Below are 23,639 nucleotides of genomic sequence, written 5' to 3'. Positions count from 1 at the left end.
GGCCTGAGCGGCGCTCGTGGGCGCCTGGAAGTCGAATTCTTACGCCCCGGGTCGGGGTCTTACCTCCGCGTGCCGTCGGGATGGCGTGGCCGGCGGCGCCCGGCATACGGTCGACGTCATGTCCGAAGCGCTCTCCCTCGTCGCCGTGTCCGGCAGCCTGCACGCGCCCTCGAAGACCACCGTCCTCGTCCGCGAGGTGCTCGACCGATTCGCAGAGGCGTTCACCGCCGCAGGTCTGCCGGTCGAGACGACGCTGCTCGAGCTCAGCGACGTCGGGCGCGAGTTCTCGGGAGCGCTGACCCGAGCCGAGCTGAGCCCCGCCGCGGAGGACGCCATCCGGCGCATCGAGTCCGCGACCCTGCTCATCGTCGGCAGTCCCGTCTACCGGGCGAGCTTCACGGGCCTCTTCAAGCACGTCTTCGACTTCGTCGGGCAGTACGCGCTGATCGACAAGCCCGTGCTGCTCGCGGCGACCGGCGGGAGCGACCGGCACGCGCTCATCATCGAGCACCAGTTCCGTCCGTTGTTCTCGTTCTTCCAGGCGATCACGCTGCCGATCGGCGTCTACGCGAGCGAGGCCGACTTCATCGACTCGCGCATCGCCTCGGCCGCGCTGCACGAGCGCATCGATCACGCCGTCCTCCGCGGCGTGCCGGTCGTCAGGGGCACGCTGCCGCAGCGCGTGTCGGAGTACGTCACGACGTGGTGAGGTCGCGGGCCCGGTCCGCGGCGCGGCGAAGTTGCGCCCGCGCCCGCCGTTTGCGACGCTGAGAGACGTGCCGCCCGACTCGCGTTCCCTGTTCGCGGGCCTGTCATGGAAGCGGTTCGCTCTCTGGGCCGGCGGCGCGCTCATCCTGCTCGTGCTCGTCGTCGCCGCGGCGCGCGGCCTGCGCGCGCTTCCGGCCGTGCAGTCGTTCGTCGAGACGTACCCCGGCCACCGCGAGCTGCCGGCCGGCGCGCCCGTCGGCATCCCGGCATGGCTCGGCTGGCAGCACTTCCTCAACGTCTTCTTCCTCGTGATGCTCGTGCGCACGGGGCTCATCATCAGGGCGAAGCAGCGGCCGCCGGCGTTCTGGACCAGGGACAACTCCCGGTTCCCGCGCACGAAGGGCACGCCACGGCGCCTCGGCATCTCGGTGTGGCTGCACCTCGTCGTCGATGCGCTGTGGGTGTTGAACGGCGTGATCTACGTCGTCCTGCTGTTCGCGACCGGGCAGTGGCTCAGGATCGTGCCGACGGACTGGCAGGTGGTGCCGAACGCGATCTCGGTGGTGCTGCAGTACGCATCGCTCGACTGGCCCGCCGAGCACGCCTGGCTGTACTACAACGACGCCCAGGTGCTGTCCTACTTCGCGATCGTGTTCCTCGTGTCGCCGATCGCGATCGTGACCGGACTGCGGCTCTCGCCGGTCTGGCCGCGCGAAGGGCGATGGACGTCGCTGCCGTCCGAGCGCACCGCCCGCGTCCTGCACTTCCCGACGATGCTCGTGTTCCTGCTCTTCACGTTCGTGCACGTCGTGCTCGTGCTGACGACCGGCGCGCTCAGGAACCTCAATCACATGTACGCGTCGAGGGACGCCGACGACTGGATCGGCTTCGCGGTGTTCGCCGTCTCGGTCGTCGTGCTCGTCGCCGGCTGGCTGCTCGCCCGCCCGCTCGTGCTCGCCCCGCTCGCCGAGCGTTTCGGCTCGCTCAGGCGGATGCCGCCGCCACCGCCGCGCCGGGACACGCCCAGGAACTGACGCGGGGCGGTCCGGCTGGACAATGCCGCCCTGCTGGTATTCCATTGGAGCACGCGACGCGACAGGGGGGCGTCCAGCCATGGCACCAGAGCAGCGACCGATCGACGGCGACGGGGTCGAACCTGCCCCGCAACCGTACCGGCACAAGCGCAACCGGGACTTCGCGGAGACCCGGACCGCGCACGGCGTGCTCGGTGGGCTCATCGGGCTCGTCCTCGCGAGCACGGCCGCGGGCGCGCTCGTGGCCACGGCGGCGACGCCGGCCATCTCGATGGTCAGTGTGACGGCCACGAGCACGATCGGCATGTTCGAGAACCTGCCGAGCTATCTCGAGATCGGCGAGCTGTCCGAGAAGAGCAACATCTACGCCACGAACTCCGACGGCGCGCCGGTGCTGCTCGCCTCGTTCTACGACCAGAACCGGGTGCAGGTCGCCTGGGACCAGGTGAGCCAGTACGTGAAGGACGCCGCGGTCGCGGGCGAGGACCCGCGGTTCTACGATCACGGCGGCATCGACCTCCAGGGCACGCTCCGGGCCGCGGTGACGACGGCCTCCGGCCGTGACACCCAGGGCGGGTCGTCGATCGCGCAGCAGTACGTGAAGAACGTGCGCGTGCAGGAGTGCGAGCGTGAGGCCGCAGACGAGGCCGAGCGCGACGCATGCTACGAGGCCGCCACCGAGACCAGCATCGACCGCAAGCTCAAGGAGATGCGGCTCGCGATCGGCGTCGAGAAACGGTACAGCAAGGATCAGATCCTGCTCGGCTACCTGAACATCGCCGGCTTCGGCGGCACCGTCTACGGCATCGAGGCCGCGGCGAACTACTACTTCTCGACGACCGCGGCGAACCTCACGCTCGCGCAGGCCGCGTCGCTCGTCGCGATCGTCAACAACCCGGTCAAGTTCCAGCTCGACCGGCCCGACCAGGAGGTGAACGGCGCGGCCGACGGCTACGCCGAGAACCACAAGCGCCGCGACTACATCCTCGCCCGCATGCTCGAGTTCACGAAGATCACGCAGGCCGAGTACGACGAGGCGGTCGCGACGCCCGTGCAGCCCGCGATCAGCGAGCCCAGCACCGGCTGCCAGACCGCGGGCGGCAGCGCCTACTTCTGCGACTACGTCGCGCACATCCTGCAGAACGACGAGACGTTCGGCGAAGACGCGGCGACGAGGTTCCTGAACTTCCGCCGCGGCGGGTACGACGTCTACACGACGCTGGACCTCGACCTGCAGACCACCGCCGAGCGGGCGATCGCCGAGAACGTGCCCTCGACGTACCCCGGGTGGGACGTCGGCGGCGTGATCTCGAGCGTGCAGGTCGGCACGGGCCGGGTGCTCGCGATGGCGCAGAACAAGTCGTACAGCCAGGACCCGAACGTCGTCGCCGGGCGACCCGAGTACACGGGCATCAACTACAACACCGACTACGACTACGGCGGATCGAGCGGATTCCAGCCGGGGTCGTCGTACAAGGTCTTCACGCTCGCCGAGTGGCTCGCCGAGGGGCACGGCCTGAGCGAGCGCACCGACTCGCGGCTGCGCAACAACTGGGGGGCGTTCCGCGACAGCTGCCTCGGCACGCAGGTGGCCGACCCCGGCTGGAACCCGCGCAACGATGCGGGGGAGTCGGGCGCGAACTACACGGCCCTGCAGTCGACGATCCAGTCGATCAACACGGGCTTCCTCGGCATGGCCAAGGAGCTCGACCTGTGCGGCATCGCGCAGACCGCCGAGCGGTTCGGCGTGCACCGCGCCGACGGCAACCCCCTGTTCCAGGGTCCGTCGGCCGTGATCGGCACGAACGAGGTCGCCCCGCTGAGCATGGCGGTCGCGTTCGCGGGCATCGCGAACAACGGCGTCGCGTGCACGCCCATCGCGATCGACCGCATCGTCGGGCGCGACGGGGAAGAGTTGCCGGTGCCGCAGTCGACGTGCGCGCCCGCGGTCTCGCCCGAGGTCGCCGCAGGCATGCACTACGGCATGACGAGGGTCATGTCGAGCGGGACCGGACAGTCGTCGAGCGGAGCGATGGATCCCTGGGTGCCCGTGCTGGGCAAGACCGGCACGACCGACGGGGCGAAGGACACCTGGATGGTGGGCGCGACCTCGAAGGTCGCGACCGCCGCCGCGGTCGTGAGCGTCACTGGCGACGCCAACCAGCGCGGCATCTACTTCGACTCGGGTCAGGCCGCGACGGCCCGCCATCGCATGTGGCCGGCCGTGATGTCGGTCGCGGCCGCGAAGTACGGCGGCGACGGGTTCAGCGAGGCGGGACCGGGCCCCGTCACCGGTCGCCAGACGCCCGCGCCGAGCGCGGCGCCCGACGACGACGACGAATAGCGGCCGGGCGGATGCCTCGGGCGTGACGGCTGCCCTCGAGCCGTGTGTGCGGCGCGAGGCATCCGCCCTCGGGGCTGAGCCTGCGCTAGAAGTCCAGCGTGTCGCCGGGCTCGAGGGCGAGGTACTCGCCGCCGCCCTGCTCGGTCGCCCAGCGCAGGCGTGCGTTCGAGAGATCCTTGCCGGCGCGCGAGAGCACCATCTCGTGCGTGGCGAACGCGCGCTTCGGCGCGACCTCGATGACGTAGTCCATGGCCTCGGCGAGCTTCATCCACGGCGCGCCCGCCGGGGCCGCGAGTACGTCGACCTCGACGCCCTCTGGCACGGTGAACGAGTCGCCGGCGTAGTAGAGCGCGTCGTTGACGAGCACGCCGAGATTGTCGATCACGGGGATCGACTCGTGGATCACGGCGTGCCGGCCGCCGGTGAAGCGCAACCGGAACGGTGCGACCTCGAGCTCGTCTCCCGCGTGCACCTCCTCGACCTCGATGCCGCGCTCGGCCGCCGCGGCGGCGACGCCCGCCGGGCCGAAGAACCGCACGCCCGGGCTCTTGCCGGCGATGCGGCCGAGCTGCTCGGGCGTCCAGTGGTCGTCGTGCTGGTGCGTGATCACGACCGCGACGGCGCCCGTGGCCTCGGTGATCGGCGTCGTGAACTTGCCCGGGTCGATGAACAGCCGGGAGCCGGAATCCTCGATCATCAGCGCGGCGTGCTCGAACTTCGTCAGTCGCATGTCTCGAGCCAACACGAGCGCCCGGGCGCGACGCAAGCCGTTGCGACCGCGGCCAATACGGGGATGCGTGCACCGCGACTGCCAGAATCGGAAGGGTGACCCGAGCGGTGGAACGTCTCCTCGTCGCCGTCAACCCTGCCGCATCGTTCGGCCGGAATCGCGAGGTCGGTGCCGCGGTCGCCGCCCGGCTGTCCGCGGCGGGCTATGACGTCCGTCTGCTGCGGGAGGCGAATCTCGAGCTGCTGCGGCTCGCGACCGAGGAGGCGCTCGCGCTGGGCGCCGACGGGCTCATCGTGGTCGGCGGCGACGGCATGGTGTCGCTCGGCGCGAACGTGCTCGCGGGCTCCGAGGTGCCGTTCGGGCTCGTCGCGGCCGGCACCGGGAACGACTTCGCGAGGGCGCTCGGCGTGCCGTACGACGATCCGGCCCGGGCGATCGACGCGCTCATCGGTGCGCTCGAGCGTCCGCCCTCGGCGGTGGACGTCGCGGTCGCGCGGCACGGCGAGCTCACCACCAGGTACGGCGTCGTGCTCTCGGCGGGGTTCGATGCGATCGTGAACGAGCGCGCGAACCGGATGGTGCGGCCTCGCGGCCCGAACCGGTACCTGCTCGCGCTGGTCCGTGAGCTCGCGACGTTCCGGCCGCGTGAGTACGTGCTCGAGATCGACGGGGCGCGTCGCACGCAGCGCGCCATGCTCGTGTCCGTGGCCAACACGTCGTCGCTCGGCGGGGGCTTGCGCATCGTGCCGGATGCCGAGCTCACCGACGGCCTGCTCGACGTGTTCATCGTGCACCCGCTGAGTCGCGCGGCGCTGTTGCGGGTGCTGCCGAAGGTGTACTCGGGCGAGCATGTGGATCATCCGGCGGTCGAGTTCGTGCGCGCTCGCCGGGTGACGATCGCGGCCGACGACGTCATCGCGTACGCCGACGGCGAGCGGATCGGACCGCTGCCGGTCGAGGTCGAGGTGGCACCGGGGGCCCTTCGAGTGTTCCGGTGACGGCCTGCCGACTGCCCGGTGACGGCCCGTGATCCGGCGGCGCTCGCCTCGATTTGGAAAGGCTTTGAGACGTGTGTCATACTCTCTGAGTTGCAAAAACGGCCCCATCGTTTAGCGGCCTAGGACGCCGCCCTCTCACGGCGGTAGCGCGGGTTCAAATCCCGCTGGGGTCACCAGCTGCATCACCGAGAAGAACCCCCTCCTTCGGGAGGGGGTTCTTCTCATTTCGGCTTACCGGCGATCGACGTCGATTCTTGCGGGTGCAAGGCGCGTCGCACCCGCAAGAACTGACGACGGCCGACCCTGGGCTCCGTTCAGGGACGCAGGTCGGCGGGGTCGTGTGCGTATGGGTGCGGGTGGTCGCCGTTGGGCGAGGGGTCGGGTGTACGGGCGTCGCGCGGGCGGCGCGCACCCGACGCGGCGGCGCCGTCGGACGGGTACGGGACGGGCAGTCCGTCGTGCGTCTCGTGCGGCCGCGCGCGGTGGTACGACATGCGGTCGATCCAGGCGAGGGCGAGCGCGCTCAGGATGAACACGCAGTGGATGATCACCTGCCACATGACGCCCGTCGAGGTGTAGCCGTCGTCGCCCTCGCCGATGCCGTCGTCGTCGAGCGGGCCGACCTCGATGAAGGTCTTCAGCAGGTGGATCGACGAGATGCCGATGATCGCCATCGCGAGCTTGACCTTCAGCACGTTCGCGTTCACGTGGCTGAGCCATTCGGGCTGATCGGGATGCCCGTCGACGCGGATCCGCGACACGAACGTCTCGTACCCGCCGATGATGACCATGATCAGCAGGTTCGCGATCATGACGACGTCGATGAGGCCGAGCACCGCGAGCATGATGGCGGCCTCGTCGAGATGGGTCGGGTCGGCGAGCACGGTCTCGCCCAGGTGCCAGAGCTCGAACATGAACACCACGACGTAGAAGCCCTGGGCGACGATGAGCCCGAGGTACAGCGGCGCCTGCAGCCAGCGGCTCATGAAGATGAGGCCGCCGATGGCGCGACCCCATGGCGCGGACCGGGATTCGGACAGGGGTGACGGGGTCGTCGTAGGGGAGGACACGGATCTCCTTTTTCAGTTCGGCGAATGCAGTCTATGAAACGGGCGGTCGGGTTAGACTCCTCGAAGCGAAGGGGAGTATCCCGCGGAGCGCTCTGCTCCGGGCCACGATCGTCAATACGAGCGCCGCCGCTCCGGGCGTGGTAACCGCACCGATGGTGCGTGAGGGAGAGACGTTCGCATTTTCGTCGTTCCCAGTTCTCGTTCCCAGCTCCCTCGAAAGGCCGCCCGTGCTCGCGCTCCCCGCCTGGTTTGAAATCGGATCCCTGGTCGTGCTCACGCTGATCCTGATCGGCGACCTGCTGCTCGTCCTGAAGCGGCCGCACGTGCCGTCGTTCAAGGAGTCCACGCTCTGGGTGGCGTTCTACGTCGCACTCGCGCTGATCTTCGCGGCGCTCATGTTCATCCTCGGTGACGCCGAGCACGGCGGGCAGTTCCTCGCCGGCTGGCTCACCGAGTACAGCCTCTCGATCGACAACCTCTTCGTGTTCGTGATCATCATGGCGAGGTTCTCGGTGCCGAGGAAGCTGCAGCAGGAGGTACTGATGGTGGGCATCATCATCGCCCTCATCCTGCGCGGCATCTTCATCCTGCTCGGCGCCTCGCTGATCGAGAACTTCAGCTGGATCTTCTATATCTTCGGCGCCTGGCTGGTCTGGACGGCGATCCAGCAGCTGCGCAACCACGAGGACGAGGACTCCGAGACGTTCATCGTGCGGGTGCTCCGCAAGCGCGTCTCGATCACGGACGAGTACGACGGGGTCAAGCTGCGCACCACGGTCGACGGCCGGCGCTTCTTCACGCCCATGATCATCGTGTTCATCGCGATCGGCACGACCGACCTGTTGTTCGCGCTCGACTCGATCCCCGCGATCTTCGGCATCACGCAGAGTCCGTTCATCGTGTTCACGGCGAACGTGTTCGCGCTCATGGGCCTGCGCCAGCTCTACTTCCTGCTGGGCGGCCTGCTCGAGCGGCTCGAGTACCTCAAGTACGGCATCGCGTTCATCCTCGCGTTCATCGGCGTGAAGCTCGTGCTGCACGCGATGCACGTGAACGAGCTGCCGTTCATCAACGGCGGCGAGCACATCGAGTGGGCTCCCGAGATCTCGACATGGATGTCGCTCGGCGTGATCCTCGCGGCCATGGCGGTCGCGACCGTCGCGAGCCTGATCAAGGCCCGTCTCGACGCCAAGCGCCGCGGTCACACCCTCATGGAGGAGGTCCCGCACTTCACGGAGGACGCGCCGCGGCAGCACGACCAGTAGCCGCAAGGTGTGCGGCGGGTTCCCCGCGGCTTGGTAGCGTGGGTGCGGCGTGTCCGGGCTCCGGGGGTTGGGCACGCGTGGGATCGGGAGGTGAGTCGTGTCGACTGACGAGGAGGGCAGCACCTCGCTGCCGCACGGGTCGGCGGTCGTCGCGTACAGTGCGCGAAGCGACGTCGGCCGGGTGCGGAGCGTCAACGAGGACGCCTATCTCGCGGCCGCGCCGGTGTACCTCGTCGCGGACGGCATGGGCGGTCATGCCCGTGGCGACGCGGCGAGCGGTGCGGTGCTGGAGACGTTCCGCCGGCATCTCGAGCCCGAACGCTCCACGACTCCCGAGCAGGTGCTCGACGCCATCCATTCGTCGAACGACGCGGTGCGTGCGCTGAGCGATGAGGGCGAGGAGGGCACCGCGGTCGCCGGGACGACGCTGGCCGGTGTCGCGCTCGTCGACGCGGGCGAAGGCGTGCTGAACTGGATGGTGTTCAACGTCGGCGACTCGCGGGTGTACACGTGGGACGGCCGCCGGCTCGAGCAGGTCAGCGTCGACCATTCGGCGGTGCAGGAGCTCCTCGACGCCGGCGTCATCGAACCCGAGGAGGCCGAGCGGCATCCCGACCGCAACGTGATCACGCGCGCGCTCGGCGCTGACGCGTTCGTCGAGCCCGACATCTGGCTCGTGCCCGCGGATGGGCGGCAGGTCTTCCTGGTGTGCTCCGACGGGCTCACCAAGGAGGTCGACGACGACACCATCGCGCGCGTGCTCGCGAGCGGCGGAGGTCATGCCGCGGGCATCGCGGGCGAGCTCGTCGACCTCGCGCTCGAGCGCGGCGGCCGCGACAATGTGACGGTCGTCGTCGTCGAGTCGGAGAGCGGCGACGTCGCCCGGGCCGACGACGCCACCACTCGGGACCGCGACGGCGGTGCCGGCCGGGGCGTCGAGGCGACCGCCCCACGGCGCGGACCGGCCGCATGACCGCGTACGTCGTCGATCTCCACGGCCGCTGGGTCGCGCTCGTGCGCGAGCAGGCGGTGCTCATGCTCCCGCGCACGGCCGGCGCCGGGTCCGACCTGTGGGACGCGCTCGCAGCGCCCGACCCGGTCGGTGCCGTGCTCGGCCGGCTCACCCGCGAGGGGCTGGCCGACGTGCCGCCGTTCGCGATCGTCGCCGGCAGCGATCGCCCGCGCGTCATCGTCCGCGGGGGGTTCCGGGTCGTGGCGGCGGGCGAAGAGGTCACCGCGTCCGGCGTGTCCACGTGGGTCGAGCGGGTGCTCCCCGCCGACGCCGAGTTCGAGGTGATCGCGCCGTTCGCGTCGGTCGCGGACGGCGTCGAGGCCTGGCCGGTCATCGAGGGCATGGTTCCCGCGTCGGTCGTGCGCTCGGCTCCGGCGTTCGTCGGCGCCTCGGCCTCCGAGGCGGCCGAGTCGGTTGCGGCCGAGTCGGTTCCGGATGCCTCGCCGGAGGCTGCGGCCCAGGCTCCGGATGCCTCGGCAGAAGCTGCGGCCCCGACGGCCGTTGCGGGGCCGGGCCCAGCGTCACCCGCTGAGCCCTCACCAGCCGCCCACCCGCCGGCGCTGCCCGAGCCGCTCGCGCCGATCACGGCGGAGACGACCGTGGTGGCCGAGGAGACCATGGTGCCCCTCGATGAGCAGGGCGAGGAGGTGGACGACGCGACCATCGTGGTCGCGAAGCCCGCGAAGCCCGCGAAGCCCGCGAAGCCCGCCACGCCGACCGGGTCCCCGATCTCCGGGATCCCGGCGCCCGCCGACGCCACGCCCGCGACTCCCGGCCCCGGGGCGGGAGGCGACCACGACGGCCTCACGATCGCCGTCTCCGCACTGCAGGAGCTCCGGCAGCGTCGCGCGAACGGCACGCCGCCCGAGGCATCCGATGCCGTGCGCGGCCCGGACGCCGACCCGTCGGCCGACCCGCCCTCGATGACGCTCCGCCTTCCCGGCGGCGATGAGCCGCTGACGGGTGAGATCGTGCTCGGCCGGTCGCCGAGCGTGAGCCGCGCGAGCGGCACGACGCTGCCGCGCCTCGTGGTGGTCGGCGCGGGCGACCCCGACATCTCGCGCAGTCACGTGCGCATCGGACTCGAGGGCGGCACCGTGGTCGTCACCGACCTGCACTCGAGGAACGGCACGAGCGTCGTGCAGCCGGGCCGGGCCCCCGTGAAGCTCCGGGCCGGGGAGCCGACGCCGGTGCTCGCGGGCACGGTCGTCGACCTCGGCGGGGGCGTCGAGTTCGCCGTGGTGGCCGGCTGATGCGGCGCGCGGCGGCCGATCCGCCCGAGCTGCCCGGGTACCGCTACGTCAGCCTCCTGGGCTCGGGCGGGTTCGCCGACGTGTTCCTCTACGAGCAAAAGCTGCCCCGCCGCCGGGTCGCCGTGAAGGTGCTGCTCGCCGACGACCTCACGCGGGACACCCGGGCGCAGTTCGTCGCCGAGGCGAACCTGATGGCACAGCTGTCGGCGCACCCGTACATCGTGACCATCTTCCACGCGGACGTGGCCGAGGACGGCCGCCCGTACTTCGTCATGGAGTACTGCTCGGGCCCGAACCTCGCGGCCCAGGTCAAGCGGTCGCCGCTCGGGGTCGAGGACGCCCTGCGCATCGGCATCCGCATCGCGGGCGCCGTGGCGACCGCGCACGCGGCGGGCATCCTGCACCGTGACATCAAGCCCGCGAACGTGCTCACCAACGACTACGGCTGGCCCGCCCTCAGCGACTTCGGTATCTCGTCGACCCTCGAGGGCGACCTTCCCGTGCACACGATGACCGCGGGGCAGGAGGACGCGGCGACCGGGACCGGTCAGTCGGCCATCGGTATGAGCGTGCCGTGGTCGGCGCCCGAGCTGTTCGACGACGATCCCAGTGCCGACACCCGCAGCGACGTGTTCTCGCTCGCGGCGACCGTGCACACGCTGCTGGCCGGCCGCTCGCCGTTCGAGATCCCCGGGCGCTCGAACGGCTCGCTCGACCTCATCGGGCGGATCGAGCGCGGGGCGATCACGGCGATCGGGCGGGCCGATGTGCCGCGGAGTCTGCAGGACGTGCTGCGCACGGGCATGGCCGTCCGGCCCGGCGACCGGTACCAGAGCGCCGTGGAGTTCGCGCGCGCGTTGCAGCGCATCGAGCTCGAGCTCGGGTATTCGGCGACCTCGATCGAGGTGCCGAACCTGGCGCCGGGCCCGGTCGCGCCCGAGCGTGGGTCGGAGGCATCCGCCGACGCCGACGAGACGCGCGCGAGGTCGGTGCAGACCATCCAGGCGCAGCCGGGCGACGACGAGACCAGGGCGCGCGCGCCGCAGCACATCGAGGCGCAGCGGGCGCCGGATGACGCGGTCGACGACCGCACCGTGGTCCGCTCGGGTGCGTCGGCGGCGCACTCGCCTGCCGCCGCGGCGCCGGGTGCGACGGACGAGCACACCGTGCTGCGCCCGGCACGGCGGCCCGACGCGTCGGCCTCGCCTGCGCCGCGTGCGCGCGGGTCACGGGCCGGGGTCGTCGTCGCGAGCGTGGCCGGTGCGATCGTCGTCGCCGCGGTCGGCATCGCCATCGCGGTCGCCGTCACGTCGCCGCCCCGGGCCGTCGAGGCCGAGCCGTCGCGTGCCGCGACCGGTGAGGACGCCGTGGTCGCGGCGACCGTGCCGCAGCCCGAGGTCGGTGAGGGGATCGTCTCCTCCGACGGCACGAACGTGACCGCGAGCTTCGCGGTCTCGCACGAACCCGCCGAGGAGGGCGACCGGTACCGGTGGCAGCGTGCCGACGGGTCGGGGGAGCCCGCCGTCACCGACGGCGACGAGATCGTGGTCTCGCTCGACACCCCCGCGCAGGTGCTGTGCATCGACGTGCAGGTGCAGCGCGGCAGCAAGACGTCGGAGACGGTGCGGGGGTGCACGACGTGAGACCGTTGAAGCTCGAGTTCTGCGGGGAGTGGACGACGATCGAACCCGGCCGGCCGTTCGGGATCGGCCGCGAGTCCGACCTCGTCATCGACGACAACCCGTACCTGCACCGCACCTTCCTCACGCTGAACGCGGCGCACGACCTCTGGTGGCTGCACAATGTCGGGCAGCTGCTCTCGGCGACGGTCTCGGACGCGTCGGGCAGCGTGCAGGCGTGGCTCGCACCGGGTGCGCGGCTCCCCGTCGTGTTCCAGACGATGCACGTGCTGTTCAGCGCGGGCTCGACCACCTACGACTTCACGATCCACGCCGAGGCCGACGTCTACACGACGTCGCTCACGGCCGGGGTCTCGGACGCGGGCACGACGATCATGCCGGTCTCGCTCACGCCCAGCCAGCGGCTGCTCATCCTCGCGCTCGCCGAGCGCGTGCTCGCGCAGCCCACGGCGGGCCGCGCGACCGTGCCGTCGTCGGCCGAGGCGGCCGCGCGGCTCGGCTGGAGCATGACCACGTTCAACCGCAAGCTCGACAACGTCTGCGAGAAGCTCGACAAGATCGGCGTGCACGGCCTGCGCGGCGGGCGCGGGCGACTCGCGACGAACCGGCGCGCGCGCCTCGTCGAGTACGCGGTGGCGACCCGCCTGGTGAGCCTCGACGACCTGCCCTTGCTCGACGCGAACGCCGAGGCGTCGGCGGGCTGAGCGGCGTCGGCATACGGTCTGCCGGGTCATGGGGAGTAGTCCCCGTTCTGGGGACAGTCCTCCGCATGTAGGGTAGATCGCGGTCCGCGGGGTGGTGCTGCGGTTCCGACACGTGCGCGAGGGTGGATTCAGGTGATGGCATGGGCTGGCTGAGCTCTCGTCTCGCTGCCCGGAAACCCATCGCGACCACGGCCGCGATCGCGGTGCTCGCGGGCGTGCCGATCGGCATCGCGGTGCTGCACCAGGGCTTCCCCGTGACGGATCCCGATCTTCACGTGCGCGACGTCTGGGTCACCAACGCAGAGGAGCTCGCGGCCGGCCGGCTGAACCGGCAGATCGAAGAGCTGGATGCCTCGGTCGCGACCTCGTCCAGCGAGACCGACGTCGTGCAGCACGGCGACGACGTCTTCCTCTACGACGCCGCGGCGGGCGCCATCGAGCGCGTCGACCCCGCGTTCACGACGCTCGTGCAGCGGATCGACGTGCCGCCCGCGTCGACCATCGCGTACGGCGGCGACGTGCTCGCCGTGCTCTCCCCGCGCGGCGAGCTGTGGGCCGTGCCCGCCGGAGGCGAGCTCTCGTTCGACTGGCGCGGCACCGACCCGGTCGCCGAGCTCGGTGCGGACGGCGACGTCGCGGTCAGCGCCGAGGGCACCGTGTTCGCGACCGACGCGGGCGACGGCCTCCTGCTGACGCTCGAGCGTGGCGCCGACGAGACCACGCAGCGCGAGGTCGGCGAGCTCGGCGCACACGAGATCGCGGCAGTCGGCGAGCGCGCGGTGATCTTCGACCGCGACGAGAACGCGATCATCGTCGACGAGCGGCGGACCGAGCTGCCCGAGACCGGCCTGCGGTTGCAGCAGTCGGGTCCCGAGCACGACGACGTGCTCGTCGCGACCGCCGGCGCCCTGCTCGAGGTGCCGCTCGGCGGCGGCGACGTGCGCGAGATCCCCCACGAGGGCGCCGCGCCCGCGACGGACGCCGAGGGCGTCGCCGCACCCGTCCGGGTCGGGGCGTGCGCGCACGGCGCGTGGGCCGACGCTGGCCGGTATCTCGCGGCGTGCGACGACACCGAGCCGCGCGGCATCGACCTCGAGCAGTCGACCGCGGGCGCCCGCCTCGAGTTCCGCGTCAACCGCGACGTGGTCGTGCTGAACAACCTGGCCAACGGCGACTCGTGGCTCGTCGACTCGGACCTGCGGCTCGTCGACAACTGGGAAGAGGTCACCCCGCCAGAGGAGACCGACGAGCTCGAGGGCGAGGAGAAGAGCTCGCAGCAGACGTTCGAGGACACGCTCGCCGAGCGCACCGAGGTGAACCGGCCGCCGGTCGCGCGTGACGACGACTACGGGGTGCGCCCGGGGCGCACCACGGTCATCGAGGTGCTCGAGAACGACACCGACCCCGACGGCGACGTGCTCACGATCGCCGCGACGAACGGCGTGCCCGAGGGCGCGGGCACGCTCGACCTCATCGACGGCGGCCGCGCGCTGCAGTTCACGCCGGCCGAGGGTGCCGCGGGCACCACGTCGTTCCGGTACACCGCCGATGACGGGCGCGGCGGCGTCGCCGAGGCATCCGTGAACCTGCGGATCGTGCCGGACTCGGAGAACGCGCCGCCCGTCGCGATGCGCAACGGCGCGGTGAGCGTCGAGCAGGGTCAGCACATCTCGTACAACCTGCTCGCCGACTGGAACGACCCCGACGGCGACGACCTGTTCCTCGTGGACGCGTCGCCCACGGGCGGCGACGTCGTGCGCTCGAGCCCAGACGGCTACGTGACCTTCGAGCACAAGTCGGCCGAGCTCGGCCTCAAGGAGGTCGCCTACACGGTCTCCGACGGGCGCGCGTCGGCCTCGGGCACGTTCACCGTCGACGTGAAGCCCACGGGCTCGCTGAACCCCGTCGGCACGCCCGACTACGCGCAGACGTTCGTCGGCGAGGCCGTGGTCGTCGAGCCGTTGATCAACGACCTGTCGCCCTCGGGCGCCCCGCTCCAGCTGCTCGGCGTCCAGGACCCGCCCGACGGCGCGTCGGTCGTGGTCAACCCCGAGCGCGGCACCATCACGGTCACGAGCACCACGCCGGGCGAGCTGGTCTTCCTCTACGACGTCGGCGCGGGCACCAACGTGAGCGTCGGGCTCGTCCGCGTGCAGGTCGTCGAACCGCCGGCCGACGCGCCACCGCCGATCGCGGTCACCGACACGGCGTATCTGCGGCCCGGCGAGCCCACGTCGGTCTCGGTGCTCGCCAACGACGTGTCGCCGTCCGGCCGCGTGCTCGCGGTGCAGTCGATCGACGACACGGGGACCGAGGGGCTCGTCTCGGTCGAGCTGATCACGAACACCGTCGCGCGCGTGAGCGCGTCGGAGGCCATCGACCGTCAGCTGCAGTTCGAGTACGTCGTGTCCGACGGCATCAACACCGCGACGGCGACCGTCACCGTGGTGCCGGTGCCGCCGCTCGTCAAGCACCAGCCGCCCGTCGCGATCGACGACAGCGCGATCGTGCGTGCGGGCGACATCGTGTCGGTGCCCGTGCTCGACAACGACTACCACCCCGATGCGGCGAGCTTCCACCTGCTGCCCGAGCTCGACCAGTCGGGCGCGTCCGACGGGCTCGCGTTCGTCGACGGCGACCGCCTCCGCTTCCAGGCCCCGGACTCGCCGGGCGTGCGCACGATCGTCTACACGATCGGCGACGAGACCGAGCAGATCGCGCGCGCCACGCTGACCGTCACCGTCGTCGGCCGCGACTCCGAGAACCGGCCTCCCGTCCCGACGCCGCAGACGTCGCGCACGTTCGCGGGCTCGGCGGTCAAGATCGACGTCCCGCTCGACGGCATCGACCCCGACGGCGACTCGGTCGTGGTGCGCCAGATGGGCGTCGCGCCGAGTCTCGGGCGCATCATCGAGCGCACCAGCACGTCGTTCACGTACGAGGCGTTCGACGGGGCGAGCGGCACCGACACGTTCACGTACGAGGTCGAGGACGCGCTCGGCGCGACGGCGACCGGGACGATCCGGATCGGCGTCATCCCGCGGCCGCCCGTGCAGCTGCCGCCGAACGCCGTCGACGACGTGATCGAGATGAAGCCGGGCCGCACGGTCGGCGCCGAGGTGCTGCTGAACGACACCGACCCGAGCGGGTACTCGCTGCACGTCGCCGACCTGCCCGAGGTCGACGAGGGCATCGAGGCCGAGATCCGCGACCGCAGGCGCGTGGTCGTCACCGCGCCCGAGCAGGAGGGCGCGTACGTCGTCAGGTACGAGATCTCCAACGGGCACGGCGGCGTCGACACCGCGTTCCTGCAGATCGCGGTCAGCGAGGACGCGGTCATCGATCCGCCGACCGCCGAGGACCAGGTCATCGAGCCCTCGCAGGTCGTCGCCGGTGAGAGCGTCACGGTCGACCCGCTTCGGGACGCCACCAACCCCGGCGGTCTCGTCGAGGACCTCGTCGTGAGCCTCGAGGGCCCGAACGCCGGGCGCGCCGATCTCGCCGCCGACGGCACCATCACGGTCGAGCCCGGCAGCGACCGGTACGCCGTCGCGTTCCGGCTGACCAACGAGCTCGACGACCTGTCGGCGATGGCGTTCGTCATCGTGCCGCCGGTGCCGACGGGCGAGGACGAGCAGCCGACCGAGGAGCAGCGACCCAAGACGCAGGAGGAGCTCGACGCCGAGGAGCGCGCCAAGTTCCCCGCGCCGCACCTGAAGTCGCTGCCCGAGATCATCGTGCCGATGAACGGCAGCGAGGAGTGGAGCGTCGACGAGCTCGTCGAGGTGCCGTCCGGCCAGCCCGCGACGGTGCTCTCGGCGACGGCCTCGAACGCGCGCTCCGACCCGTTCGTCGGGCCCACGCAGCTGCAGTTCCAGCCCGAGACCGACTACCGCGGGCCCGCGACGCTCACCTTCGAGGTCACCGACGGCTCCGGCGCCGACGACCCCGTCGGCCGCACGGCGATCCTGACCCTGCCGATCACGGTCGGCGACCCCGGGTTCAACGACGTGCCGCCCGCGTTCACGCCGCGCGCCGAGACGATCGAGGCCGGCGAGGCCGCGCTCGAGGTCGACCTGCGCTCGTCGACGGACCAGCCGAACCCGGACAACATCGAGAAGGTGTCGTACGGCAACCTGGAGGGCGCCACCGACGAGATCGAGGCGTCGATCGTGGACGGCGACACGCTGCGGGTGTCGGCGCCGCTCGGCGTCCAGCCCGGCACGTCGACCAGGCTCAGCTTCGACCTCACGTTCAACGAGTTCACGGTGCCCGGCTACATCGACGTGAAGGTCGTATCGTCGACGCGGCCCAAGGCGCGCGCCGTCGACGACCCGTCGACGGGCGAGATCGAGATCCGCCGCGGCGGCAACAGCCGCACCATCGACGTGCTCGCGAACGACTTCAACCCCTTCGCGCAGGACGACGTCCCGCTCACCGTCATCGGCGCCGAGATCGCGCAGGACAGCGTCGGGTCGAACGCGTCGGTGAGCCACACGCCCGAGGACATCACGGTGCGGACGGGTTCGGCGTTCACAGGCACGCTGAGCATCATCTACCGCATCGCGGACGGCACGAAGGACCCGGCGCGCGAGGTGCAGGGGCGCGTGACGGTCATCGTCCGGGACGTGCCGGATGCCCCGGGCGCGCCGAGCGCGCAGGCGGGCGACGGCAGGGCCACGATCAGCTGGAACGCGCCGGCCCACAACAACTCGCCGATCGACCAGTACGTGGTCACCTGGAGCGGCGGCCAGCAGACGTTCGGCGCCGACGCGGCGGGCAAGAGCCAGACGATCGGCGGGCTCAGGAACGGCACGGCCTATCAGTTCTCGGTGCAGGCGAGGAACGCGGTCGGCGAGGGCGCCGTGTCGAACCCGTCCGCCGCGGTCACCCCGTGGGGCACGCCCACGGCGCCGCAGAACCTGCGGCTGTCGAAGGGCGGCGACGCGCCGACGACCGTGCGCGCCGACTGGAACGCGCCGAGCGACGAGGGCGGCGGCAACATCTCGTACCGGGTCAGGATCAACGGCGGCGGCTGGGAGACCGTGGGCGGCACGTCGAAGTCGTGGGGCGGCATCGGCTCGGGCAACCACACCGTCGAGGTGTACGCCGTCAACGGCGGCAACAACTCGGGCCCGCCCGCGTCGCAGCGCATCGTCGTGAACGACCCGCCGCCCCCGCAGCCGTCCGGCTCGATCGGCAAGGGCCCGAGCCGGTCGTGCCAGAGCGGCGGCGGCGGCTGCGCCGAGGTGCGCATCACCTGGCAGAACATGGACCCGGGGCAGTACCGCGTGTTCGCGACGATCAACGGCGGGTCGTGCTGCAGCTACCAGCAGACCGTCCAGGTCGGCTCGAGCGGTCAGCTCCAGCTGCTGAACCACCTCGGCATCCGGGCCGGCGGCGAGACGATCGCGGTGCGCTTCGAGGCCATCAACGGCGGCACCTCCCGCACGCTCGGCGCGATCAGCGGAACCCAATGGAACAACCTCGGATACAACACGTGGTAGCCCGCGTGAGACCCGAACGCAAGGAGCATCGATGGCAGTGACCCAAGAACAGGCCGAATGGTTCCAGGACGCCTTCGGGCGCCTGGTCGACAACATCGGCGCCGCGGTGCTCGGCAAGCGCGAGGTGATCTCGCTCGTGCTCACCGCGCTGCTCTCCGACGGACATGTGCTGCTCGAGGACTTCCCCGGGACGGGCAAGACCGTGCTCGCCAAGGCGCTCGCGAACACGCTCGAGGGCACGCACTCGCGCATCCAGTTCACGCCCGACCTGCTGCCGTCTGACGTCACGGGCGTGACGATCTACGACCAGGGCAAGGGCAAGTTCGAGTTCCACCGCGGGCCGATCTTCGCGTCGATCGTGCTCGCCGACGAGATCAACCGCGCGAGCCCGAAGACGCAGTCGGCGCTCCTCGAGGTCATGGAGGAGGGGCGGGTCACGGTCGACGGCGTCGGCTACGACGTCGAGCACCCGTTCATGGTCATCGCGACGCAGAACCCGGTGGAGCAGGCCGGGACCTACGCCCTGCCCGAGGCGCAGCTCGACCGGTTCCTGATCAAGACGTCGCTCGGCTACCCCGACCACGACACGGCCGTGACGCTGTTGCTCGACTCGGCGAACCGCGCGCGTGCGGCGGGCGTGAGCCCGATCATCGCCGCGGCCTCGATCACGACCATGTCGCAGCTCGCGTCGGACGTCTACGTCGACGCCGCCGTGCTCTCGTACCTCAACGAGCTCGTGTCGGCCACGCGCACGCACACCGACTCGGCGCTCGGCGTGAGCATGCGCGGCGCGCTCGCGCTCGCGCGCGCCGTGAAGACCTGGGCGATCGCGCAGGGTCGCACGTACGTGACGCCCGACGACGTGCGCGAGCTCGCGATGCCCGTGCTCGCCCACCGCATCATCGTCGACCCCGAGGCCGAGTTCACGGGCGTGACGGCCGAAGACATCGTCGCGCAGGCGCTGGCCGAGGTCGCGCCCCCGGCGTACCGGGCGGCATGACGACGACCGACCAGGACCGCCCGGCCGGGCGGATCTCACAGACGCGCTTCGCGCTCGGCACGGTCGCGCGCGCGACCGGTCGCGCCGTGGCCGCGCTCGGTGCGCGGGTCGCGGCGGGCGCACGTCGCGTCGGCGAGGCGGCGCACCCGGTCACGGCGGTCGTGTCGACCATCGGATGGCTCGTGCTCGGCGCCGCGCTCGTCGCGGGCCTCGTCGCGCTCGTGTTCGGCTGGGTCGAGTTCGCGTTCCTGAGTGCGACGCTCGCGGGCGCGGTGCTCGTCGCCGTGCCGTTCGTGTTCGGCCGGATGAAGTACCGCGTCGCGATCGAGCTCACGCCGCGACGCGTGGTGGCGGGGGAGCGCGCGTTCGGCCGGCTGCTCGTGGTCAACGACGGCACGAGCCAGTCGGTGTCGTCCAGGATCGAGCTGCCCGTGGGCGACGGGTCCGCCGAGTTCCGCATCCCGCCGCTCGCGCCGGCCGCCGAGCACGAGGAGCTGTTCGCCGTGCCGACGCACCGGCGCGCGGTCATCGTCGCGGGCCCCGCCGTGTCGGTGCGCGGTGACGAGCTCGGGCTGCTTCGGCGGACGGTGCGCTGGAACGATCCCGTCGAGCTCTTCGTGCACCCGCGCACGGCCAGGCTGAAGCCCTCGGCCGCCGGTCTCGTGCGCGACCTCGAGGGCGAGGTCACCAAGACCATCACCGACCACGACATCTCGTTCCACGCGCTGCGCGCCTACGAGCCCGGCGACCCGCTGCGCAATGTGCACTGGCGGAGCTCGGCGCGCACCGGCCGGCTCATGGTGCGCCAGTACGAGGAGACCCGCCGTTCGGAGCTGGTGCTGCTGCAGGCCACGGCGACCGACCACTACGCCGACGACGACGAGTTCGAGCTCGCGGTGTCGGTGTTCGCCTCGGTGGGCGTCCAGGTCGTGCGCGACTGGACGAAGATGACGGCACAGACCGAGGCGTTCCGCCTCCGCGCGTCGACGCCCGTGAGCCTGCTCGACGACACGAGCCGCATCGTCGCGGTCGCCGATCGCACGTCGCTCCGCGAGTTCGCGCGGGAGACGGTGCGGCGCACGCCGGGTGCGAGCGTCGTCATGCTCGTCGTCGGGTCGCGCGTCCCACTCGCCGAGGTGCGCGCCGTCGAGACCGTGCTGCCCTCGGACGCGCAGCTGCTGGTGTTCCGCGCGCAGCGCGGCGCCGAGGCGAAGATCGCCCGCATCGGCGGCACCGCGGTCGCGACGGTCGGCGAGCTCGGCGAGCTGCCGGCCGTGATCCGGAAGGTGCGACCGTGACCCGCATCCCGGCCGCGACGATCGGCGACCTCGCGGTGCTCTCGGTGCTGAGCCTGCTCGCCGTGATCGGCTATCAGACGAGCTTCGGCGACGCCGACTTCCTGCTGGCCGCCATCGGCGGGCTCCTCGTCGGCACGGCCGCGGCCGTCGCGGGCACCCTGCTGCGGCTCGGCGTGCTCACGACCGTCCTGCTCGGGCTCGCCGCGTACTTCCTGCTCGGCACCCCGTTCACGATGCCGGGCCACGGCATCGGGTTCGTGCTGCCGAGCCTCGACTCGCTCTCGGGCCTCGCCATCGGCGCAGTCTACGGCTGGGCCGACATCGTCACGATCGGCACGCCGGTCGAGGCCCCGTACTACGTCGCTGCGGTGCCGTACGTCGCGACCTGGCTGGTCTCGCTCGTCGGGGGCATGCTGATCCTCCGCTGGCTGCCGAGACGCCGCACGGTGCTCCGCGCCGCGGTGCTGCTCATCGGCCCCGTGGTGCTCTACCTGTCGGGCATCCTGCTCGGCACCGACCAGGCCTACCTGGCCGCGGTCCGCGGGGTCGCGTTCGCGGTCATCGCGCTCGTGTGGCTCGCGTGGCGCCGGCGCGTCGGCGTCGAGGGTGCGGGCGCCGCCGGGCCCGACCGGCGTGCCGACGCGCGCCTGCTCGGCCGCCGCATCCGCGGCAGCGCCATCGTCGTGGCCGGCGCGGTCGCGATCGGCAGCCTGGCCGGGCTGGCGTGGGCGCCCGTGGCATCCGACCGCTTCGTGCTGCGCGAGGAGATCGTGCCGCCGTTCGACGCACGCGAGTTCCCGAGCCCGCTCGCGGGCTTCCGCAACTACACGAAGGATCTCGTCGAGGAGCCGCTGTTCACGGTCTCCGGCCTGCAGCCGGGCGACGTGATCCGGCTCGCGACCATGGACTCGTACACGGGCCGGCTCTGGAACGTCGCGGGGCCGGGCGCCGCGGCCGCGGACGGCGGCTACGCGATCGTCGGCGAGGTGCTGCCCGAGCCGGCCCTCGCCGACCTCGGCAGCGCGCGCGACGTCGAGATCTCGGCCTCGGGCTACGACGACGTGTGGGTGCCGACCGTGGGGTACGGGTCGCAGCTGCGCTTCACCGACGCGGACAGCGCCGCTCGCGCGGGCGACCTGCGCTACAACGGCGATGCCGGCACCGCGGTGCTGACCAGCGGCGTCGAGGCGGGCACCGGGTACGAGCTGTCGACGCGCGTGCAGCGCGAACCCGACACCGAGCAGCTCATCGACGTGCCGGTCGCGCGCGTCGCCCTGCCGGCCATCGAGAACCTGCCCGACGTCGTCGCCGCGAAGGCCGAGGAGTATGCGGGCGACGCGCCGAGCGCGATCGAGCAGCTCCGCGCGATCGAGACCGGGCTCAAGACCAACGGCTTCCTGAGCCACGGCCTCGCGTCGGACTCGGTCGCGTCGCGGGCCGGCCACGGTGCGGACCGCCTCATCGAGCTCTTCACGCGGTCGCAGATGGTCGGCGACGAGGAGCAGTACGCGGCCGCCATGGCGCTCATGGCCAGGCACCTGGGGTACCCCGCGCGTGTCGTCATGGGCTTCGCGCCGGAGATCAGCGAGAACGACGACGAGGTCGAGGTGCTCGGCGGCGACGTGACCGCGTGGGTCGAGGTGCCGTTCGAGGGGGTCGGCTGGATCTCGTTCCGGCCCACGCCCGACCAGGTCGACGTGCCGCAGGAGCAGACGCCGAAGCCGAAGAGCGAGCCGCAGCCGCAGGTGCGGCAGCCGCCGCGCAGCGAGGCGGTCGAGGACGAGCTGCTCACGACCGTCGAGATCGACGAGACCGACGACGAGGACCGCGAGCGGCCGTTCGAGGTGCCCGGCTGGGTCTGGGTGGTCGCGGGCAGCGTCGGGATCCCGTTGCTGCTCGTCTTCGGACCGCTCCTGCTCGTGGCGCTCGCGAAGCGCCGCCGTCGCGAGCGACGGCGTCGCGGCCGGCCCGACCGCAGCGCGGCCGGCGCATGGGACGAGCTCGTCGACCGGTACGAGGAGCTCGGATTCGAGCCGCCGGCCCGCGCGACCCGGCTGCAGGTCGCCGCCGAGCTCGACCGGCAGGCGACCGAGCAGGGTCTCGGGCAGCAGGATCAGCCGGTCACGACGCTCGCGCCGCTCGCGGCCGCGGTCGACCGCGACGTGTTCGCGGGCGACGACGTCGAGACGGATGTCGCGGACCGGCGATGGACCGAGGCGGATGCCGCGGCAGCGGCCGTGGCCGCGGCGGCCGGCGGCGTGCGGCGGATCGTGAGCCGCTACCGGCTCGCCAAGCGGCGCAAGGAGCGGGTGCGGCGTGAGCGCTCGGTGACGCGTCGTGGCCGTGCGGGCCGGCGAGACCGCGGCCGCCGCGGCGATGGCGGGCCCGAGCAGACGGCTGAGTAGGGTGAATGACGTGAACGACGGAATCGAGCAGGCGGGCGAGCCGGTGGGGGAGCCCGGCTTCATCGTGCCGCCGCCCGGACTGGTTCCGGATGCCCCGGCGGCGGCGCCCGCGACGACGAAGCGGCCGCGCTCGCGGCCCGTCGAGCGTTCGCTGCCGAGTTTCACGCCGAGCACGGCCGCCGTGCCGGTCGCGCCGGCCGCGGAGCCGGTCGCGCCGGCCGCTGAGCCGGTCGCGCCGGCCGCGCTCCAGGCGCCCGAGGCGTGGCTGCTCACCGGGGAAGGCCCCGTCGAGTACGCGATCACCGGGCGCGCCCTGCTCGGGCGCGCGCCGGACCTCGCCGCCTCGCCCGCCGCGGACGCTCAGGCCGTCGCGGTGCACGACCCCGCGCGCACCGTGTCGAAGACGCACGCGCTCGTCCAACCCGACGACGGCGTGCTGCTCGTGACCGACCTCCACTCGACGAACGGCGTCCGCGTCGAGCGCGGCGGGGACAGCAGCGAGATCCCCGCGGGCGGGACGATCGGCGTCGGCGTCGGGGACGTGCTCGTGCTCGGCGAGTACCGGATGCTGGTCTCGGCGCTGACGGTGTAACCTGGATCGGTGCGCGCGCGTCGACTTCTCCTTCGGTGCCGCAGCGGGGCCTCGTTCTAGGCCATCCCCGCTGCGGAGT

General features: G+C 71.9%; 16 protein-coding genes and 1 tRNA gene. 15 read left to right on the top strand and 2 right to left on the bottom strand.

Going from position 1 to position 23,639, the window contains the following annotated elements; genetic code table 11:
• The first annotated feature begins 118 nt into the window (after positions 1-118).
• The 3 genes from msuE (at position 119) to RH864_RS09225 (ending at position 4,086) form a co-directional block, all read left to right on the top strand.
• The gene (gene msuE, locus RH864_RS09235; RefSeq protein ID WP_310517245.1) at positions 119-709 is read left to right on the top strand and encodes an FMN reductase; all 591 of its coding nucleotides are present in this window, start codon (positions 119-121) and stop codon (positions 707-709) included.
• 67 nt (positions 710-776) lie between these two features.
• On the top strand, positions 777-1,742 hold the full coding sequence (locus RH864_RS09230) for a cytochrome b/b6 domain-containing protein (RefSeq protein WP_310517244.1): 966 nt from the start codon (positions 777-779) through the stop codon (positions 1,740-1,742).
• 79 nt (positions 1,743-1,821) lie between these two features.
• Positions 1,822-4,086, top strand: a complete 2,265-nt coding sequence (locus tag RH864_RS09225) for a transglycosylase domain-containing protein (protein WP_310517243.1) — start codon at positions 1,822-1,824, stop codon at positions 4,084-4,086.
• An 85-nt stretch (positions 4,087-4,171) separates the two neighbouring features.
• On the opposite strand, the gene RH864_RS09220 is transcribed toward RH864_RS09225, so the two are convergent.
• Positions 4,172-4,816: an MBL fold metallo-hydrolase gene (locus RH864_RS09220; protein WP_310517242.1), complete on the bottom strand. Its 645-nt coding sequence runs from the start codon at positions 4,814-4,816 to the stop codon at positions 4,172-4,174.
• A gap of 95 nt (positions 4,817-4,911) precedes the next feature.
• Here RH864_RS09220 and RH864_RS09215 point away from each other — a divergent pair, with 95 nt between their 5' ends.
• Together RH864_RS09215 and RH864_RS09210 are read left to right on the top strand one after the other, a co-directional pair.
• On the top strand, positions 4,912-5,814 hold the full coding sequence (locus RH864_RS09215; RefSeq protein ID WP_310517241.1) for a diacylglycerol/lipid kinase family protein: 903 nt from the start codon (positions 4,912-4,914) through the stop codon (positions 5,812-5,814).
• 100 nt (positions 5,815-5,914) lie between these two features.
• Positions 5,915-5,990, top strand: a tRNA-Glu gene (locus RH864_RS09210).
• 138 nt (positions 5,991-6,128) lie between these two features.
• Here RH864_RS09210 and RH864_RS09205 read toward each other — a convergent pair.
• Positions 6,129-6,884, bottom strand: a complete 756-nt coding sequence (locus RH864_RS09205; protein WP_310517240.1) for a TIGR00645 family protein — start codon at positions 6,882-6,884, stop codon at positions 6,129-6,131.
• 227 nt (positions 6,885-7,111) lie between these two features.
• Between RH864_RS09205 and RH864_RS09200 the strand changes: the two genes are divergently transcribed.
• The 10 genes from RH864_RS09200 to RH864_RS09155 all read left to right on the top strand — a co-directional run bounded on the left by RH864_RS09200 (position 7,112) and on the right by RH864_RS09155 (position 23,560).
• Positions 7,112-8,149 (top strand): TerC family protein, encoded by a 1,038-nt coding sequence (locus RH864_RS09200; RefSeq protein ID WP_310517239.1) that lies wholly within the window; start codon positions 7,112-7,114, stop codon positions 8,147-8,149.
• Between the two features lie 97 nt (positions 8,150-8,246).
• Entirely contained in the window at positions 8,247-9,122 is an 876-nt protein-coding gene (locus RH864_RS09195) for a PP2C family protein-serine/threonine phosphatase (protein WP_310517238.1), read from the top strand.
• Positions 9,119-10,414 (top strand): FHA domain-containing protein, encoded by a 1,296-nt coding sequence (locus RH864_RS09190; RefSeq protein ID WP_310517237.1) that lies wholly within the window; start codon positions 9,119-9,121, stop codon positions 10,412-10,414. The genes RH864_RS09195 and RH864_RS09190 overlap by 4 nt, the downstream gene beginning before the upstream one ends.
• Positions 10,414-12,057: a serine/threonine-protein kinase gene (locus RH864_RS09185; RefSeq protein ID WP_310517236.1), complete on the top strand. Its 1,644-nt coding sequence runs from the start codon at positions 10,414-10,416 to the stop codon at positions 12,055-12,057. The genes RH864_RS09190 and RH864_RS09185 overlap by 1 nt, the downstream gene beginning before the upstream one ends.
• Positions 12,045-12,758: a hypothetical protein gene (locus RH864_RS09180; protein WP_396129954.1), complete on the top strand. Its 714-nt coding sequence runs from the start codon at positions 12,045-12,047 to the stop codon at positions 12,756-12,758. The genes RH864_RS09185 and RH864_RS09180 overlap by 13 nt, the downstream gene beginning before the upstream one ends.
• 122 nt (positions 12,759-12,880) lie before the next feature.
• Entirely contained in the window at positions 12,881-18,265 is a 5,385-nt protein-coding gene (locus RH864_RS09175) for an Ig-like domain-containing protein (protein WP_310517235.1), read from the top strand.
• A 31-nt stretch (positions 18,266-18,296) separates the two neighbouring features.
• Entirely contained in the window at positions 18,297-19,265 is a 969-nt protein-coding gene (locus RH864_RS09170) for an AAA family ATPase (RefSeq protein WP_310517234.1), read from the top strand.
• Positions 19,262-20,563, top strand: coding sequence for a DUF58 domain-containing protein (locus RH864_RS09165; protein ID WP_310517233.1), 1,302 nt, complete (start codon positions 19,262-19,264; stop codon positions 20,561-20,563). Before RH864_RS09170 ends, RH864_RS09165 begins: the two co-directional genes overlap by 4 nt.
• A complete protein-coding gene (locus RH864_RS09160; RefSeq protein WP_310517232.1) occupies positions 20,560-22,968 on the top strand; it encodes a transglutaminase family protein in 2,409 nt (802 codons plus the stop codon). The genes RH864_RS09165 and RH864_RS09160 overlap by 4 nt, the downstream gene beginning before the upstream one ends.
• Before the next feature lie 10 nt (positions 22,969-22,978).
• Positions 22,979-23,560 (top strand): FHA domain-containing protein, encoded by a 582-nt coding sequence (locus RH864_RS09155; RefSeq protein ID WP_310517231.1) that lies wholly within the window; start codon positions 22,979-22,981, stop codon positions 23,558-23,560.
• The last annotated feature ends 79 nt before the right edge of the window (positions 23,561-23,639 follow it).

The organism is Agromyces aerolatus (genome assembly GCF_031432255.1).
Taxonomy (GTDB): domain Bacteria; phylum Actinomycetota; class Actinomycetes; order Actinomycetales; family Microbacteriaceae; genus Agromyces.
Note: the sequence above shows the minus strand (reverse complement) of the source record. Positions and strands in the feature narration are given on the sequence as shown.

What these genes read in the sequence shown, in the direction of transcription:
- msuE (WP_310517245.1), top strand. Translation starts at nt 119, where the DNA reads ATGTCCGAAGCGCTCTCCCTCGTCGCCGTGTCCGGCAGCCTGCACGCG.
- RH864_RS09225 (WP_310517243.1), top strand. Translation starts at nt 1,822, where the DNA reads ATGGCACCAGAGCAGCGACCGATCGACGGCGACGGGGTCGAACCTGCC.
- RH864_RS09220 (WP_310517242.1), bottom strand. Translation starts at nt 4,816, where the DNA reads ATGCGACTGACGAAGTTCGAGCACGCCGCGCTGATGATCGAGGATTCC.
- RH864_RS09190 (WP_310517237.1), top strand. Translation starts at nt 9,119, where the DNA reads ATGACCGCGTACGTCGTCGATCTCCACGGCCGCTGGGTCGCGCTCGTG.
- RH864_RS09185 (WP_310517236.1), top strand. Translation starts at nt 10,414, where the DNA reads ATGCGGCGCGCGGCGGCCGATCCGCCCGAGCTGCCCGGGTACCGCTAC.
- RH864_RS09170 (WP_310517234.1), top strand. Translation starts at nt 18,297, where the DNA reads ATGGCAGTGACCCAAGAACAGGCCGAATGGTTCCAGGACGCCTTCGGG.
- RH864_RS09165 (WP_310517233.1), top strand. Translation starts at nt 19,262, where the DNA reads ATGACGACGACCGACCAGGACCGCCCGGCCGGGCGGATCTCACAGACG.